Source organism: Catellatospora sp. NPDC049133 (genome assembly GCF_040648455.1).
GTDB lineage: Bacteria > Actinomycetota > Actinomycetes > Mycobacteriales > Micromonosporaceae > Catellatospora > Catellatospora aurea.
In genome coordinates, this window is record NZ_JBEZDT010000017.1 from 132,326 (window position 1) to 148,275 (window position 15,950).

12 protein-coding genes are annotated in these 15,950 nt (G+C 71.1%); 5 read left to right on the forward strand and 7 right to left on the reverse strand.

What is annotated here, in order from left to right; genetic code table 11:
• Positions 1–98: 98 nt before the first annotated feature.
• The 3 genes from AB0B35_RS20780 to AB0B35_RS20790 form a co-directional block, all read right to left on the reverse strand.
• On the reverse strand, positions 99–326 hold the full coding sequence (locus AB0B35_RS20780) for a hypothetical protein (protein WP_361047805.1): 228 nt from the start codon (positions 324–326) through the stop codon (positions 99–101).
• Positions 327–523: 197 nt separating this feature from the next.
• Entirely contained in the window at positions 524–1,492 is a 969-nt protein-coding gene (locus AB0B35_RS20785) for an RICIN domain-containing protein (RefSeq protein ID WP_361047808.1), read from the reverse strand.
• A gap of 43 nt (positions 1,493–1,535) precedes the next feature.
• Entirely contained in the window at positions 1,536–2,261 is a 726-nt protein-coding gene (locus AB0B35_RS20790) for an AfsR/SARP family transcriptional regulator (protein ID WP_361047811.1), read from the reverse strand.
• A gap of 131 nt (positions 2,262–2,392) precedes the next feature.
• Between AB0B35_RS20790 and AB0B35_RS20795 the strand changes: the two genes are divergently transcribed.
• Complete coding sequence (locus AB0B35_RS20795; protein WP_361047813.1) at positions 2,393–7,036, forward strand: hypothetical protein; 4,644 nt, start codon at positions 2,393–2,395, stop codon at positions 7,034–7,036.
• A gap of 14 nt (positions 7,037–7,050) precedes the next feature.
• Here the strand turns inward: AB0B35_RS20795 and AB0B35_RS20800 are convergent, their stop codons facing one another.
• Together AB0B35_RS20800 and AB0B35_RS20805 are read right to left on the reverse strand one after the other, a co-directional pair.
• The gene (locus tag AB0B35_RS20800; protein WP_361047816.1) at positions 7,051–9,540 is read right to left on the reverse strand and encodes a tetratricopeptide repeat protein; all 2,490 of its coding nucleotides are present in this window, start codon (positions 9,538–9,540) and stop codon (positions 7,051–7,053) included.
• 364 nt (positions 9,541–9,904) lie between these two features.
• A complete protein-coding gene (locus AB0B35_RS20805; RefSeq protein WP_361047818.1) occupies positions 9,905–10,132 on the reverse strand; it encodes a hypothetical protein in 228 nt (75 codons plus the stop codon).
• A gap of 578 nt (positions 10,133–10,710) precedes the next feature.
• On the opposite strand from AB0B35_RS20805, the gene AB0B35_RS20810 reads away from it, so the two are divergent.
• Entirely contained in the window at positions 10,711–12,000 is a 1,290-nt protein-coding gene (locus AB0B35_RS20810; protein WP_361047821.1) for a hypothetical protein, read from the forward strand.
• Positions 12,001–12,075: 75 nt separating this feature from the next.
• On the opposite strand, the gene AB0B35_RS20815 is transcribed toward AB0B35_RS20810, so the two are convergent.
• Positions 12,076–12,684, reverse strand: coding sequence for a glyoxalase (locus tag AB0B35_RS20815; protein ID WP_361047823.1), 609 nt, complete (start codon positions 12,682–12,684; stop codon positions 12,076–12,078).
• Positions 12,685–12,977: 293 nt separating this feature from the next.
• Between AB0B35_RS20815 and AB0B35_RS20820 the strand changes: the two genes are divergently transcribed.
• Both AB0B35_RS20820 and AB0B35_RS20825 read left to right on the forward strand, forming a co-directional pair.
• Positions 12,978–13,865, forward strand: coding sequence for an alpha/beta hydrolase (locus tag AB0B35_RS20820; protein WP_361047826.1), 888 nt, complete (start codon positions 12,978–12,980; stop codon positions 13,863–13,865).
• 162 nt (positions 13,866–14,027) lie between these two features.
• On the forward strand, positions 14,028–14,969 hold the full coding sequence (locus AB0B35_RS20825) for a sigma-70 family RNA polymerase sigma factor (RefSeq protein WP_361047828.1): 942 nt from the start codon (positions 14,028–14,030) through the stop codon (positions 14,967–14,969).
• Positions 14,970–15,162: 193 nt separating this feature from the next.
• Here the strand turns inward: AB0B35_RS20825 and AB0B35_RS20830 are convergent, their stop codons facing one another.
• Positions 15,163–15,399, reverse strand: coding sequence for a hypothetical protein (locus AB0B35_RS20830; protein WP_360537702.1), 237 nt, complete (start codon positions 15,397–15,399; stop codon positions 15,163–15,165).
• Between the two features lie 150 nt (positions 15,400–15,549).
• Here AB0B35_RS20830 and AB0B35_RS20835 point away from each other — a divergent pair, with 150 nt between their 5' ends.
• Positions 15,550–15,948: a tetratricopeptide repeat protein gene (locus tag AB0B35_RS20835; protein WP_361047831.1), complete on the forward strand. Its 399-nt coding sequence runs from the start codon at positions 15,550–15,552 to the stop codon at positions 15,946–15,948.
• Positions 15,949–15,950: the final 2 nt, after the last annotated feature.

A 15,950-nucleotide genomic window follows, 5' to 3' on the forward strand; every position in this document is an offset into this window, starting at 1 on the left:
CGGTGACGCCGGTGAGGTGACCGCCGCGTCGGCGAGGGTGTCGCGAGCGACGCCGCCAGGGCGACATGAGGCCTGGCGGCGTCGCCGGTGTCGGCACCTCATACGGCGCAGCTGGCGTACGCCTCGGTGGCCCAGACGTCGGGGTTGCCGAGCTGGTCTTCGTACCCGGTCACGGTGACCCGGTTCGGTGGGATGATCTGGAAGTCGTCGATGACCGAGTGCCCGCGTACGCGCCGCAGGTCGCCGCCGATGTGGACGATCTGCGTACCGGCAGGGCAGGTGACGGTCACCGTCTGCGGGTTCGAGGAGTTCTGTGGCCTGCTCAAATTCAGGAACGTCGATGGACTCGGCACCAGTCGCGCCGTGGTGAGAACATCCCCGCCGTACGGCAAGCCCGACCTTCCGGAACGGACAGTCCCGATTCCGGTGGTGACCGACAGCCGTTCGCCGTCACGCACGGTCACCACCGGAAGGGAGCCGGAGCTGCTTGTCTCAACCGACCGGCGCCCCCGGCGTCAAGCCGTCAGTAGATGGCCGTGCAGGCCTCGTCGCCGTTGGCACCGTTGCGCAGGCACACCACGTGCAGGCCGCCGGCCAGGCCGAACATGTAGGTCCAGATGTGTTTGCCCCGCTCTCCGATCTTCTCGAAGTAGGTGGTCGGACCGCTGTAGTTGAGCCGTGAGTTGCGGACCAGGTTGACGCTCTGTGCCGCGGCGTCGTGATAGATCACGCCCCAGGCGGCCGAGCAGGTCTGGGAGATGACCATCCTGGCCTGCGCGGTGCCGTACGAGTCGGTGTACAGAGTGGTCGACTGGTACGGGTTGCCTTTGTCGCAGCCCATGACGTCGGGCCAGCGGCCGTCGCAGGTGTAGTTGTAGCAGCCGTTGTAGGTGAAGTTCTGGGCCATGGTGCCGTTGCAGTTCCACAGTTGCAGTTGTTGCATGGAGTTGAAGTTGCTGTTGGGAACGTCGATGCAGTACTGCCAGTCGCTGTGGGTGGCGATCTGCCGGCCGCCGTTGTAGGAGCGGGAGTGCCAGCGCTGGGAGGCTGAGCCGTCGCAGGCGTTGACCTTCAGCAGGGCGCCGACGGCGCGTTCACCGTCGAAGTCCATGCACAGGTTGCGGTTGTATGCCGGGTGGTAGTAGTAGCCGCCCTCGACAGCCGGCTCGATCACCCAGATCTCGTTCGTCGCCGCATGGCTCGGGAAGAGCAGGATTCCCCAGCCGTGGCCGCCGGAGTTGTCAACGTCGAAGACCAGGCTGCGGGCGTTGTTCGCGGGAAGGCTGCTGCCTGCGAACAGCATGACGCGGTTCCAGGAGGCGGGGAAGGAATCCCAGGGCAGCTCGGCTTGCGCGGGCGCCGCCATGATGCCGTTCATGGTGATGGCGGCGAGGACCGACATGGTCAGTGCCGCGGCCCGCCGGACGATGGTGGAGATCCTCTTTCTTCGGCGGGGCTGGGTGAGGTCGTCTGTCGGGGTGTCGGTGGGCATGGTGATCCTTTCTTCGGTGAGCGGTCGGTAGCCGACCTGCCTGTCAGGCCCGCAGGATGCGGGCGTGCAGTTCGAGTAGTTCGCCGTGGGGGGACAGGCCCAGCTCGCGGCGGTAGCGGTCGCTGGCGTCGGTGAAGCTGGCCAGCGCCTCGGCCCGCCGTCCGGACGCGTGCAGTGACCGCATGAGCTGCCCGCGGAACCGGTCGTGGAACGGCCAGGCGTGCACCAGTCCCGTCAGCTCCGGCACGAGCCGGGCCGCCGCGCCCGCGCAGAGGTCCGCCTCGATCCGGTCGGCCAGGACCTCCAGGCGGCGTTCCTCCAGGTGATGGCGTTCCTGTTCGGCGAGGTGTTCGGTGACCCCGTGCAGAGCGGGCCCCCGCCAGTGCTCCAGTGCGTTTCGCAGCGCACCGGCCGCCCGGTGCGGGTCCCCGTCGATCATGGCCGCCCGCCCGGCCGCCGCGTCGGCGTCGAATCGGGCCAGGTCCAGATCGCCGTCGTGGGTGAGCAGGGTGTACCCGTCGTAGCTGCGGCGCAGCGTCGCGGCGTGACCGACCGCCCGGCGGACCCGGGAGACCAGATTGTGCACCTGGGCCGGCATCGACGGCGGCGGCTGCAGCCCCCACAGCATCGCCGCCAGCTTCGCCACCGACACCGTGCGGCCCCGGTGCAGCAGGAGCAGGGCCAAGGTCGTTCGCTGCTTGCGCCCGCCGAGCACGACCGGCAGGCCGTCGCGGCGTACCTCCACCGGGCCCAGGATGCGGAAGACCATGCTCCGAGCATTCCGAGCCCGACGGTGCGCCGGAAGGCACAGGCCTGTCCGGGACCGTCCGGGATCGTCCGGACACGCATGCATAGGCGGTGCATAGGTTTGCTGTGAGAGGCGCTTCGACACTGACTGCCATGCGCCTCCCCCAGCGTCGTACCCTCATCGCCGGCCTCACCCTCGCGATGGCCGCGTTCCCGGCCGTGGTCAGCCCATCCGACGCGGCGGGCTCACCGCCGTCGAAGGCTCAGCCCGCGGCGGCTCAGAGCCCGGCGCCGCCGCCGGCCGGGATCGCGGCGGCGGACCGCGCCGCGATCCTCGGCACCGGCTGGCCGAAGTCCACCGATCGGGCCTGGCGCATCGAAGGTGACGCGTCGGGCCTGCACGTGCTCGTGGCCGCCGCATCAGACGGCTACACGTGGCGTACCGCGGCGACGCTGTCCGAGCCCGGCTTCAGCGACGACACCTGGATCGGCAACGCCTGCGTCACGGCCTCGGGGCGGCGGCTCGCGGTGGCGTACGCGCCCCGGACCTTCACCAACAGTGCGGTGCTGGCGGCTCGCGGCGCGTTCACCGCCGTCGTCGACCTGGAAACCGGGCGGGTCGCGAAGCTGCCCTTGCTGTCCACACTGGCCTACTACAGTCCCGGGTGCGGCGCCGGCGAAGCGGTCGTGCTCACCCAGGCGGCCGGCGAGCACGCCGTGCGGACGCGCCTGATCCAGGTCGACGCCGCCACCGGCAAGGCGGCCCGGCCGATCGACCTCGACGGGCAGGTGACCTCGGCGGTCCCGGTCGCCCCCGGTGTGGTCGTGGCCGCGGACTCGGCCCGGCTCGTGCGGGTGGGCGCCGACGGCAGGCGCACCGTCGTGGCCCGGACGAAGGCGGTCCCGTTCAAGCTCGTCGCCACGGCCGGCGGCGGGGTGACCTTCCTCGACCGAGACGGTGACGAGGGCATGGTCCGCCAGCTCTCGCCCGCGGCCGTCCGGGGCGCCGCGGCCGCCGCGATCTCCACCGTGGCCACCGGGCAGCTGACCGCGCTGGACCTCACCCGCGACGCCTCCGGCCGCCCGTACGTCACCGGCGAGGCGAGGCCGGCCGCGGCCGGGCCAGGCGGTGTCGTGCTCACCGGCACGCCCAAGGGGAGCGTGGCGTCGACGCGCGGTGAGGCGCTGACGTGGTCGGAACGCGCGACGCGACTGCACCTGCGATCCCGCGTGACGGGCAAGTCGGCGTCGTTCACCGTCGATCCGGGCCGCGAGGTGCTCGACCGGGGCCGCACCGGCAGGCGCGCCCGGCCCACGGGCACCACCCGGAGCGGGCCGGTGGACAAGGGCGCAAAGACGGCTGCCGCCGGCACGCTGACGGCCGGGTCGGCCACCAACCCGGTCGAGGCCGAACGTAGCTGCGCGGTGCCGCGCAACGACCCGTGGAACCAGGTCATGCAGCCCAAACCCCGCCAGGTGGAGTGGGCGGTCGACCAGGCCGTCCGCAACGTGCTGACGGTTCAGCGGGAGGCCAACTGGAAGAACCTGGGTATGCCCGCGTACACACCGCAGGGCCTGTTCCCGCCGGTTCCGCTCAGCGGCGGGGGATACGTGCCCGCCCAGATCGTGCTGGGCATCGCGGCACAGGAGTCCAACCTGTGGCAGGCGACGGGCCGGGCCATGCCGGGCATGACGGGCAACCCGCTCATCGGCAACTTCTACGGCCGGGAGATCTACGACGCCGATCCGAGCAACGACTGGGACATCCAGTGGGAGGATGCCGACTGCGGATACGGCATCATGCAGGTCACCGACGGCATGCGGCTGGCCGGGCACGAGCGTCCCGGCGAGACCCTGCTGCCCTACGACAAGCAGCGTGCCGTGGCCCTGGACTTCGCCGCGAACGTCGCCGCCGGGCTGCGGATCCTGCAGCAGAAGTGGAACGAGACCCGTGCGGCCGGGCTCGTCGTGAACAACGGCGATCCCCGGTACGTGGAGAACTGGTTCTTCGCGATCTGGGCCTACAACTCGGGATTCCACGCCGACAAGGGCGACGGCTCGCCGTGGGGCGTCGGCTGGCTGAACAATCCCGCGAATCCGCACTACCCGGCCAACCGGGCCGCGTTCCTGGACAACACGATGGCCGACGCCGCGCACCCGCAGGACTGGCCCTACCCCGAGCGGGTGCTCGGCTTCGCGGCCCACCCGATCGAGCTGCCGGAGTCACCGGGGGTCCTGGTGCCGGCGTTCCGGGCGGCGGTGTGGAACGGCGGCTCGATCCAGGGCCCGGTCAACCGGACCCGCGTCAAGCCGCCGGTGAACCTGTTCTGCGACACCACCAACAACTGCGTGCCGGGCGGGCAGTACGTGCCCACGGACCCGGACGTGGTGGGGGAGCCGGCCGGGCCCTGCGCGAACCGGAACACGGCCGGGAAGTTCGACCTGCGCTGCTGGTACCACCGGCCGGTGACCTGGAAGACCGACTGCGCCCAGACCTGCGGTTACGAGCTGCTGCGCTTCGACCCCGGATACGCCTACCAGGCCGACGGAACGGCGTACCCGCCGCGCTGCGACACGACCGGGCTGCCCGCCGGGACGGTGATCATCGACGACATCCCGGCGAGCGCGCCGATCGTGCGGCCGGGCTGCGCACGCTCCTGGACCAACGGCGGCACGTTCTCCTTCACCTTCGGTGCCAACGCGCAGGGCGAGTTCCCTTCCAAGGTGGACACTCACCAGTTCGGCGCGGGATTCGGCGGACACCTCTACTCGTCGTTCGGCCGCGGGCCCGGCTACAGCACCGACGTCTGGCCGGACCAGGCACGCATGGCCGCCACCGAATCCGAAGAAGCCCGCATGCGGGTCACCGGGACGTGGCGCGCGACGCAGCCGATCCACGGCTGGACCCGGGTGAAGGTGTCCCTGCCCGACACCGGGGCCACCGAGCAGCTGGCCCGCTACGACATCGACCTCGGCAACGGCCAGACCAGGTTCCGTGTCGTGCCGCAGCGCAGCACCACCAACACGTGGTGGGATCTCGGCGTCTTCCGGTTCGACGGCATCCCGTCGGTCAGCCTGAGCACCTACACGCTGGACGGCTACGGCGAAAACACGATCGCCTGGGATGCCGTGGCGCTGGTGCCCGCGACCCAGCCGTCGGCGAACTACGTGGCCATGGGCGACTCCTACTCCTCCGGCGAGGGAGCCGCCCCTTACCGGCCCGACAGCGACCGCCCGGGTGACAACACGAACCCCTACTCCAACACCTGCCACCGGTCCCAGAACGACGCCTACCCGATGAAGGTCAAACTCCCCGGGCACACCACCACCATCGCCCAGGAGGCCGCGGCCGGCACCGCGTCGTTCGCCTTCATCGCCTGCTCCGGCGCGATGACCACCAACATCACGACAGCGGCGTACAACACCGAGCCGCAACCGGACGACACGGCCGGCCACACCGACTGGAAAGAACCATACGACTGGACCGGAGGCTATCCGTACCTGTTCAACAACGAGCTGCCGCAGGTCGACCAGGGCTACCTCGACGCCGACACCACGCTGGTCACGCTCACCATCGGCGGCAACGACGCCCGCTTCGCCGAAGTGCTGCGCAGCTGCATCGCCTCCCTCGACTCGTGCTTCAGCTCCACGCATCACCTCACCCGCGACAATCACGTGGTCGACCCCGACTACCTGCAACGGTACGAGAAGAAGGTGATACGGGAGCTGCTGCCCAAGCACCTGCTCGCCACCTACCGGGCCGTGGTCTCCCGGGCGCCCAACGCCAAGGTGCTGGTCCTGGGTTATCCGCAGCTGTTCAACGACCGCTTCCAGGCGCCCACCGACTGCGCGGGGCTGGCGACGTCGGAGATGCTCGGCCTGAACACCTTCGCCGACCTGCTCAACCTGCAGATCGCCCGCACCGTGCAGCAGGTGCACGACGAGGGCCACGACATCAGCTTCGTCAACACCACCCAGCGGTGGCGGGACACGCACTCACACTGGGCCTGCGAATTCTGGACCGATCCGTGGGTGCGCGGTGGCATCGTCAGCTGCCAGAGCAACGTGGGCACGCAGACACCGTGCCCGGCCAGCTTCCACCCGACCGTCACCGGGCAGGCGGCCCTGGCCGACATCGTCAACACGCAGCTCAGGGGAGTCAGCCCGGTCGCGGCGATCAAGCAGAGGGTCCTCGACTACGCCGCCACCCGGGCGCCGGATCCCCGGTGGAGCCTCACTGCGGCTCAGGCTGGAGCCATCGCACAGCGGTGCCTCGATCTCACCCGGATCGGCGGAACCATCGGCGACCCGTGCATGCACGAGCCGATCTTCGTGGTCTCCAGCGCCGACTCGGGCGACGCGGCGGTCAACGACGACATGGCGCTGGCGGAGAAGCTGCCGTGGTGGGTCCGGTTGAACTACACCAGATCCGACACGCGAGAGGAGTACATCGCGCCCAGGGACTGGTACAACAACAGGCCCTTCAAGCCGAATTTCTGCGCCGACAACCCCCGGCCCGCCAACGCCGAGTGCGACGAGTTCCCCTACTTCTCCAGCGAACTGGGAGCAGCGTTCGACCCGTACGACGGGTACTACGCCGAGGGATCCACCCGGCTGCGATGGGTCGACAAGGTCCCCAACGGGATCGAAGGCAACATGCTGGGCATCATGTACTCGCAGTGCGGCATCCCGAGCAGCACCTACGGCTACGACAGCACGTTGCTGGACCTCGGCGGCCCGTACCTGGTCATACCGGTGACCACGGGAACACCGCCCAACACCCACTTCATCTGCTGACCTCGACAGCGATCTCACGCCGTGGCGGCCACCCCGGTCGCCACGGGCACGCCCGCCCGCTCGAACAGCGCCGCCGCCCGGTGCTCCTGCTCGGCGGCGGCGGCCGGGCGGCCCCGCCGCCGCAGCACCTCCGCCAGCCCCTGGTGGGCACGGGCCTGCTGCAGCACGTCGGCGGCGTCGCCGGCCAGCTCCAGCGCCTGGCGCAGGGACACCTCGGCCGCCTCGTCCGCGCCGTCGGCCAATGCCGCGTCACCGGCATGGTTGAGCGCCGCCGCCAGCAGGTTCGGGTCCGCGGTGGCCCGCGCCAGCACCAGCGCGCCGGCCAGCCCCCGCCGGGCCGCCGGGACGTCGCCGCGCCGCAGCGTCAGCACCTCCAGCTCCAGCCGCGCCGTGGCCACGTCGTGGCGGTCCCCGGCCGCGGCCGCGACGGCCAGCCCCCGACGCAGGTGGACCTCGGCCTCGTCCAGGTCACCGTTCTCGCGGGCGGCCACGCCGAGCCCGATCAGCGCGCCCGACTCGGCGTAGGGGTCACCGACCGCCCGGGCCATCGCCAACGCCCTCGCATAACCCCGCCCGGCCTCGGCATGATCGCGCAGCAGCAGCGACACCTCGGCCAGGTTCGACACCACCAGCGCCTCGTTGCGGTGGTCGCCGACCGCCGCGAACAGCCCCAGCGCGGCCCGGTAGCGCACCCGCGCCCCGGCCAGGTCGCCGACCCGGTGCAGCGCGCTGCCCAGATTGCTGACCGCGATCGCCTCCAGCGGCACGTCCCCGGCGGCCCGGGTCAGGACGATGACCTCCTCGTAGTACGCGATCGCCTCCGCCGACCGGCCCAGATGGGTGTACGCACTGGCCAGCGAGCCCAGCAGGTACGCCCGCGCGGTGCGGTCGCCGAGCCGGTCCGCGGCGGCCAGGGCCACCTCGTGGGTGGACAGCCAGTCGTCCAGATGCCGGCCGCGCAGGTGATAGCGCCACATCGCGTAGGCCAGCCGCACCGCGTGACCCGGGTGCCGGGCCCCGGCCAGGCGCACCAGCTCCGCCAGGTCGGCCCGGCGCCGGTCCAGCCACGCCGTCGCGTCGACCGGGCCGGCGAACACCAGCGGCTCGGGCACCGCCACGCCCGGCCCCGGCAACCGCCGGTGGTGCGGGTCGAACCGGTCCATCGCCGCCGTGACGGCCGCCAGCACCGCGTCCAGCAGCGCCCCCGTCGCCTGCTCACGCCTGGCGGCGTCGTCCTGCTCGTGCAGCCGCTCGGCGGCATACTGCCGGATCAGGTCATGCAGCCGGTAGCGGTCGTCCTCGGGGCGCAGCAGGTTGCCGGCCGCGAGCCGCTCGAAGGCGCGCCGGGCCTGCCCGTGCGCGAACCCCGCGAGCGCCGCGCCCGCGTAGACGTCGATGACCGGCCCCGGGTGCAGCACCATCCGGCGCAGCAGCAGCTGGTCCTCGGCCACCAGCGCCGACCAGGACAGGCTCAGCGCGGCCCGCACCGACGTCGCCGGGTCGCCGTCGACCTCCAGCACGCCGAGCCGGTCGGTGTGCAGCCGGTCGCGCAGCAGTCGCAGCGGCTGGTCCGGATGGGCCCGCCGGTGGGCGTGCGCGATCCGCAGCGCCAGCGGCAAGCCGCCGCACAGCTCGGCGACCTCGGCCAGCAGCGCCCGATCGTGCTCGGCGGGGTCGGCGTCGAGCACCCGTACCGCGTCGTCGACAGCCAGCGGCTCCAGCCGCACCTGTCGCACGTCGTGCGTCGCGGCCAGCCCTCGCAGGTCGTTGCGGCTGGTCACGAACGTGCGGCAGGCCGCCGAGCCGGGCAGCAGCGGGCGCACCTGCTCGGCCGAGGTCGCGTTGTCGAGCACCAGCAGCACCGGCGCGGCAGCCAGCCGGGTGCGCAGCAGCGCCGAACGCGCCGCGGCCGACTCCGGGATGTCCGCGCCGCCCACCCCGAGCGCCCGCAGGCAGTGATCGAGCGCGGCCGCGACGGCGACCGGCTCGCCGCTGTGTCCGCGCAGGTCCAGGAAGATCTGACCGGCGGGGAACCGGTCCGCCGCCCGGTGCGCGGCCGCCACCGCCAGGGCGCTCTTGCCCACCCCCGGCACGCCGACCACGGCACAGATCGACGGCCCCGCCGCGCCGGTCAGCCAGCTGTGCAGCATCCGCTGCACTTCGCCGCGTCCGACCAGCTCCACTTCGGGCGGCAGTTGCCGGGGAGCACCGCCGGCCGGCCCCGGCCGGCTGGCGAGCCTGCCCCGCACCTGCAGCCAGTTCGCGATCTCCGCCGCGTCGACGTCGCAGGCGTCCAGGAACGCCCGCAGCGCGTCGACGCGCGGCAGCGCGGGCCGGGCCAGGATGTCCCACACGGTGCTCGTGGGCAGGTCGTGGCCGCGGGCGCGGGCACGCCGCGACAGCGACCGGTAGCTGAGGCCGCACGCGTTGCGCAGGTCGTTGAGCAGGCGTACGAAGTCCTCGGCGGAGCTGGCGGCGGCGAGATCATGAAGTCGGTCGGGCACGGGGCGCCTTTCCGTCGGCAACGGCAACACCCCTATGACCCGGCGACCCCGTCGCGAGGTGGGGGCTCGCCGACCACCGATGTCCGGATCGGACGATCACGTACATGACCCGGTCTTCGGTGGGCGCGCTCAGTGCGGCAGTGACGGTGCACGCCCCTACTGCGAACGCGGCCGCGCTGTTCCGGCACCCGCGCCGGCCGTTCTCTGCCGATGCCGGTGTAATCCTGGGCGCGGCGGCGGGTCGCGACACGACCGTGGCACGCGGTCACGCGGCGCTCGGCCGGCCGAGACCGCGGACGTCTCAGCGTACGTCAGCTGCGGGGCTCGTACGTGATGACAGCGACCCCGGACAGGCAGTTCGGGCTTATCGACCAGCCGTGGCGATCGTGGGCAGTTCCAGGGTGGCGTGCAGCATCGCCAGCACCGAACTGTTGTGGTCGTGGGCTCGCGAGCTCGCGATGGCGACCCCACACGGCAGCAGCCGGCCGCAGGAGCAAAGTGTCCTGCTCGTGGGCTGGTGTTCGGCTATCAGGTACGCCGCGGCGGCGATCTGGCGGCGTGCCGACTCCACCGGTTGAATCGAACGCTCCATGCCAACCGCCTTTACGCCGCGCCCGTTGTAGGAACCCGTGGTAGCTGTTACTGGCAGCCACCGTCCGATCGACACATGGTATCGATGTCGGCGTGTCGATTCGGCTCGCTGTCTATTTCCGTCAGGTGAATGATCTGGCGGTGACCGAGCCGGCTCGTCGGCCAAGCCGGCATCGGTGAGTGGATCCCATCTTCGGTGGTCGTCTCCGGCACGCCTGGCGGGGCAGGCCGAGACAGTCTCGCTGGGTGCGCGCTATCGCCGCCACTAGTTCGCCCGTGTCCGATGTCGACGATCAGCCGGGACCGGTGGCCGCTCGCACACCGTGCGGCGTCCGGTCGGATCCGGCGCTGGTCCTGACCGGACGGGTGGCACCAGCATCGACGCCTGAGCGATCCGGAGTGGGTCGGTGGCGACCGGGCGCACCGCGCATCGGCAACACGCTGTGCGTGGCGGTGGCTGTGTGTGGACGAGCGAGCTGCGTCGTCCCGCACCGCCCGGCGGTCAACCGACCGCCGACCCGTCGCACACCAGCCGCGGCCAGACGGTCGCGTTCACCCCCACACGCAGAGGAGACCAGCATGCCCATGACCCGCACCGGGGGGAGACCCCCGGTCCGACGCGCGTTGACGGTCATCGCGGCCGTCACGATGGCTCTGGCGGGCCAGATGGTCGGCGCCGGCGGCGCCCACGCCGCGAGCAGCACGGCCGGGGTCTATACCGGCATCGACAGCTACCCGACGCGGCAGTTGCCGACCTCCTGCATCACCACGGCGCAGCCTGGCACGGTCTACCTGCACGACATGGTGCTCGCCGGCGCCGGCGGCCGTCACCTCGGCTACACGAATTGCGCGGACGACTCCACCTCGTACCACAGGGAGAGCCGCGCATGGGACTGGGGGATGAACGCCGGCAACGCTTTCGAAGCGGCCCGGGTGAACGAGGTGCTGACCTGGTTGCTGGCCACCGACGAGCGTGGCAATCCGCACGCCAACGCCCGCCGGCTGGGCATCGGTGAGATCATCTGGAACAGGCGCATCATCACCCTGTGGTCCACCACCGGCAACAAGAACTGGGTGACCTACACCGGGTCCAATCCGCACACCGATCACGTCCACTTCTCCATGTCGTGGGCGGGTGCCCGCAAGGAGACCAGCTTCTTCCGCTCGCGCGGCGCCGTGCCGGTGTTCGCGCTGTCGGACTCGCTGAGCGCGAGCACCGCCACGCTTGCGGCCTTCTCCTACGGGTTCGGCGCCGCCGAGGTGATCGCGGGGGACTGGGACGGCCATCTCGGCGATGGCATCGGCCTGTACGATCCCACGACCTGGACGTTCTACCTGCGCAACTGCCCGTGCGCCGGCGGCCTCGCCGACGTGGTGGTGCGCCTGGGCAACTTCGGCGACAAGCCGATCGCGGGGGACTGGGACGGTGACGGGCGCGACGACATCGGCGTCTACCGTCCCAGCAACGGCACGTTCTACTTCCACATGCTCGACGGGGATGCCGCGCCGGCGCCCATCGCCTACGGCAACGCCGGCGATCTGCCGATCATCGGGGACTGGAACGGCGACGGCCGCGACGACATAGGCGTCTACCGGCCCAGCAACGCCACCTTCTACAAGATCACGGGTGGCGCGGTGCCCTTCGGCAACGCCGGTGACATCCCGATCGTGGGTGACTGGACCACCGACCGCATTGCCGAGATCGGCGTCTACCGTCCGTCGACCAGCACGTTCTACTTCCTGACCGAGTCCGACACCCAGCAGCCGGTGACCCGCGTGCGGCCGTATGGCGACCCGGGCGCCATCCCGGTCATCGGCGACTGGAACGGCAACGGGCAGGACACCCAGGGCGTCATCATGCTCGGGTAGGTGCGCTGAGCCGGAACCGCGCTCGCGTGCCCACCCGGCGTCTTTCGCCGGGTGGGCACCTCGCACTCGGGACGCTTAAGCGGACACGGTCTCCCAGCGGAAGCCGTCGAGGTCGACGAAGCCGCCGGTGTCGCTGCCGACGGTGATGCGGTGCGAGCCTGAGCCCTCGGGTGACACGCCGGAGTCCTTGGCGGCGAACTTGCGGCTGTAGAGCGCCATTTTGATGGTCGAGGTGCCGAACTCGACGTACTTGCTGCCGAAGCTCTTGGCCACCGGCAGGCCGCGGTCGGCGTAGAACTGCTTGGTCGCCTTGACGTTGTCGACGCCGAGCAGCAGCACGAGATCGTCGACCTGCCGCGTGGCGGGGCCGGAGTTCTTCTTCTCCGCCGACGCGAGCTTCCAGATGGTGCCGAACGGGTCCTGGAGGGTGCCGCCGTAGCCCCAGAAGCTCTTGCTCGCCGGCTTGAGCACGGTCGCTCCGGCGGCCAGGGCTGTGGCGAAGAAGCTGTCCACGTCGCAGGGCTGGGGCACGACCAGCGAGATCGCGTAGCCGCGGAACCCGGCCGTCGGTTCGTCGCCGGCCCGCACGCGGATGCGTTCGCCCAGTCCGAAGGCCGCGGTGTAGAACGCGTCGGCCGCGGCCGGGTCGGTGACGTCGAGGATGAGGTGGTTGATGGAGGTCATGGCGTGCTCCTTCGGGTGGCTGTCGTGGTGTCTGAGCACAGCTTCGCCTCCAGACCGACCCGCCCACATCCGTGGCGACCACGGAAGCGACCACGGAGCGCCGCACGCAGAGCAGGCCCTCGGCAGGTCAAGGTCACCGAGTAGGGATCGGGAGAAGCCCCGACGGTGTGGTGACCGTCACCGACCGATCGGCCGGAAACCCGGCGTGGGCGGCGAACTCCGCCCGGTTCCGGTGCATCGGGATGAGGTCGGGCGGGCTCCGCCCGCCACCGCCGCGCATACAGGAGATGATCATGACTTTCGCCACCGCGGTCACGCATGGCACCCACGAGGTGGAGATCGACGGGACACGGCAGGTGTACCACGTCGCCGGAACCGGGCCGGTCTGCCTGGCGCACTCCGGCGGACCCGGCATGAGCTGGCAATACCTGCGCATGCCGGCGTTGGAGGCGCATCTGACGATGGTGTACCTGGAACCGGTCGGCACCGGGACCTCCGGCCGCCTCACCGACCGGCGCGACTACCGCATCGATACGTATGCGCGTTTCGTGCACGGCGTGCTCGACCACCTCGGGGTGGCCCAGGCGTACCTGCTCGGGCATTCGCACGGCGGGTTCGTCGCACAGCGGTACGCGCTGGCCCATCCGGACCGGGTCGCCGGCCTCATCCTGTACGCCACGTCCCCGGTCACCGGTCCCGAGTTCTGGAACGACGCGATGGACAACCTCCGGCGGCTGCCCGAACGGCTGCCGCACCGGCCGCAGGCGGCGGCGATCCCCGCCGTGTTCCCGCAGGCCCTGGCCGCCACCGACGACCAGACGTTCACGGAACTCATGCGTCAGGTGCTGCCGGCGTACTTCGCCGACTACTGGGCTCAGGAGAGCGAACTCGCGCCGGCGTTCGCCGGGTTCCGCGCCTGGATCGATCCGTCCGGCGGCGTCGAGCCGGCCCCGTTCGACGTGCGTCACGAACTGGGCTCGCTGCATGTGCCGGCGCTGATCATCAGCGGCGACCAGGACTTCATCTGCGGCAGCCGTTGGGGCAGGCTGCTGCACGAGGCCATGCCGACCTCGCAGCTGCTCGTCCTGGACTGCGGGCACATGGCCCACCTGGAGCGGCCGGAATCGTTCAGCCGCGCGGTCGTCGAGTTCGTCGACCGTCAGCAGGTCGCAGTGGCATGACCGCCGGCTCGCGGGGCAGGCCGAACTTCCCGGTCCGCCCCGCGAGCCGTGTGATTCGTCACGGTACGCGGCATCTGATCGGCGTCGGCTTCGCCCGGACGTACGGTCGCGAGCGGAGCCGGCGAGCCACTCGCGGCTCGTGCCGATGATCGGGAGCTTGGTGTGTCCGCAGATTCTGACAGCGACGAGCAGCTGGTCCGCGCGGCGTGGGCAGGGGACCCGTCGAGCCTTGCCGTGCTGCTGGCGCGGCACCGGGCGGGCATGCTCGCGGTCGCGCTGGGCGTGCTCGGGTACGGGCCCGACGCCGAGGACGCGGTCCAGGACGCGATGCTGATGGCGTTGTCCCGGATCGACCGGCTGCGCGACCCTGCGGCGGTCGGTCCCTGGCTGCGAACCATCGTGCGCAACAACTGCCGGATGCGGATGCGCCCCACCCGGCCGGTGCCCCTGCCCGATCTCGCCTCCCTGCCACTGGCCGCGGACGGGCCGACGCCGGACGAACTGATGGAACAGCAGGCCCAGCGGGACTGGATCTGGCACGCGCTGGCCGGGCTGTCCGAACCCGTCCGGCTGGTCACGCTGCTGCGCTACTTCAGTGAGGTGAACTCCTACGAGCAGATCGCCGCGCTGTGCGGAGTGCCGGTCGGCACCGTGCGCAGCCGGTTGAACCAGGGCCGGACCCGGCTCGCCGGCCTGCTGCGGGAGACTGCGGAGCTGGCCCACGGCGATGCCACCGCGCAGGCCGAAACACGGCGACGGGAAGCCGAACAGACCCTCGTGGCGGCCGAACGCGGTGAATTCGCTCAGGTCGTACGGCAGGCGTGGTGGCCGGACCTGGAGGTGGTCACCCCCGGCGGCCACGTCAGCCGCGGCCCGGGCGTGCTTCTGGCGGGAATGGACCTCGACCTGACCGACGGGGTGCGCCAGCGGGTCAGGAACGTGCTGGTCAGCGGGGACGTGCTGATCTGGGAGGCCGACCTGATCAGCCCGCCCGACGACCCGGAGCACTGCCCGCCGGCGGTGGTCTGGGCGCATCGGCTCCGTGATCAACGGGTCAGCCGGATTCGCCTGTTCCATCCGCGCCCCAGCCTGTCGGCGGTCTGACCGTTCGGTGTGCGGTAGGTCCGCCACCCGGTCGCCGCTGGTTCCGGCGGTGACCGGGTGGCGCCACGGCCAGGCTCTGGCGCGGACCGCTTCACCAGGCTGCCGCGATGCAGCGCTTGAGGGCGAAGGGTCGGCAGGCCGTCATGGATGGTCGCCTGCTGCTCTTCGGCGAGGGTTCGCCGGTTGCCGCGCGTCAGGCGTAGATGAACCAGTAGCCCGCGGGGTAGCTGCTGCCACTCGGGTACCAGACGCACTGGAGTGGGCCGGTCCAGCCGTAGTTCTGGATGCCGTAGTTGCCGATCCGGACGCACTCCGAGTAGTCGTAGACGACGCCGCGAAGGCTGGGTGTCGCGTGTGCGGGCGTGGCTCCGACGAACACGGTGGCGCCGACGAGGACCGTCGCGGCGATCGCCATCTTGACTCTGCGCATCTTCCCTCCATCGATGAAGCGGATGGCCAAAGAATAAATGGACAAGTGTCGATCTGTCCTGCCCGTCCCGGCAGTTGGGCCGGCCGCCTTGGCGAACGGACCCGCGTCTACCGGTCACCCATGCGGAGCACCTCGCCCAGCCGCCGGGAGGTGCTGGTCGCCGCGGGAGCGGCCTTCCACGTGCTGCGGCTCGACTGCGAGATCGCCGACGTGCTGCGCCGGCAGGGTCATCCGGACCAGGCCAAACCGCTCCTGAACACCACCTTGGCCGCCATCGACCCGGCCGACGACCTGATGGCCGTCTCCGACATCCACCGCCGGCTCGGCCTGATCCTGGCCACCGACAGCGACGCGGCCACGGCCGAGGAGCACTACCGCGCGGCCCTCGCGCTGCTGGAGCAGGCCGACGCCGCACTGGAGCTCGCGGTCACCTGCCGCCTGCTCGGCGATCTGCTGACCCGACGGCATCACCCACGCGGAATCCGGTCCCGCCAGGACATCGAGAAACGGACACGCGATGCCGTATCGATGGCTACGCTGAATGGTTAGTC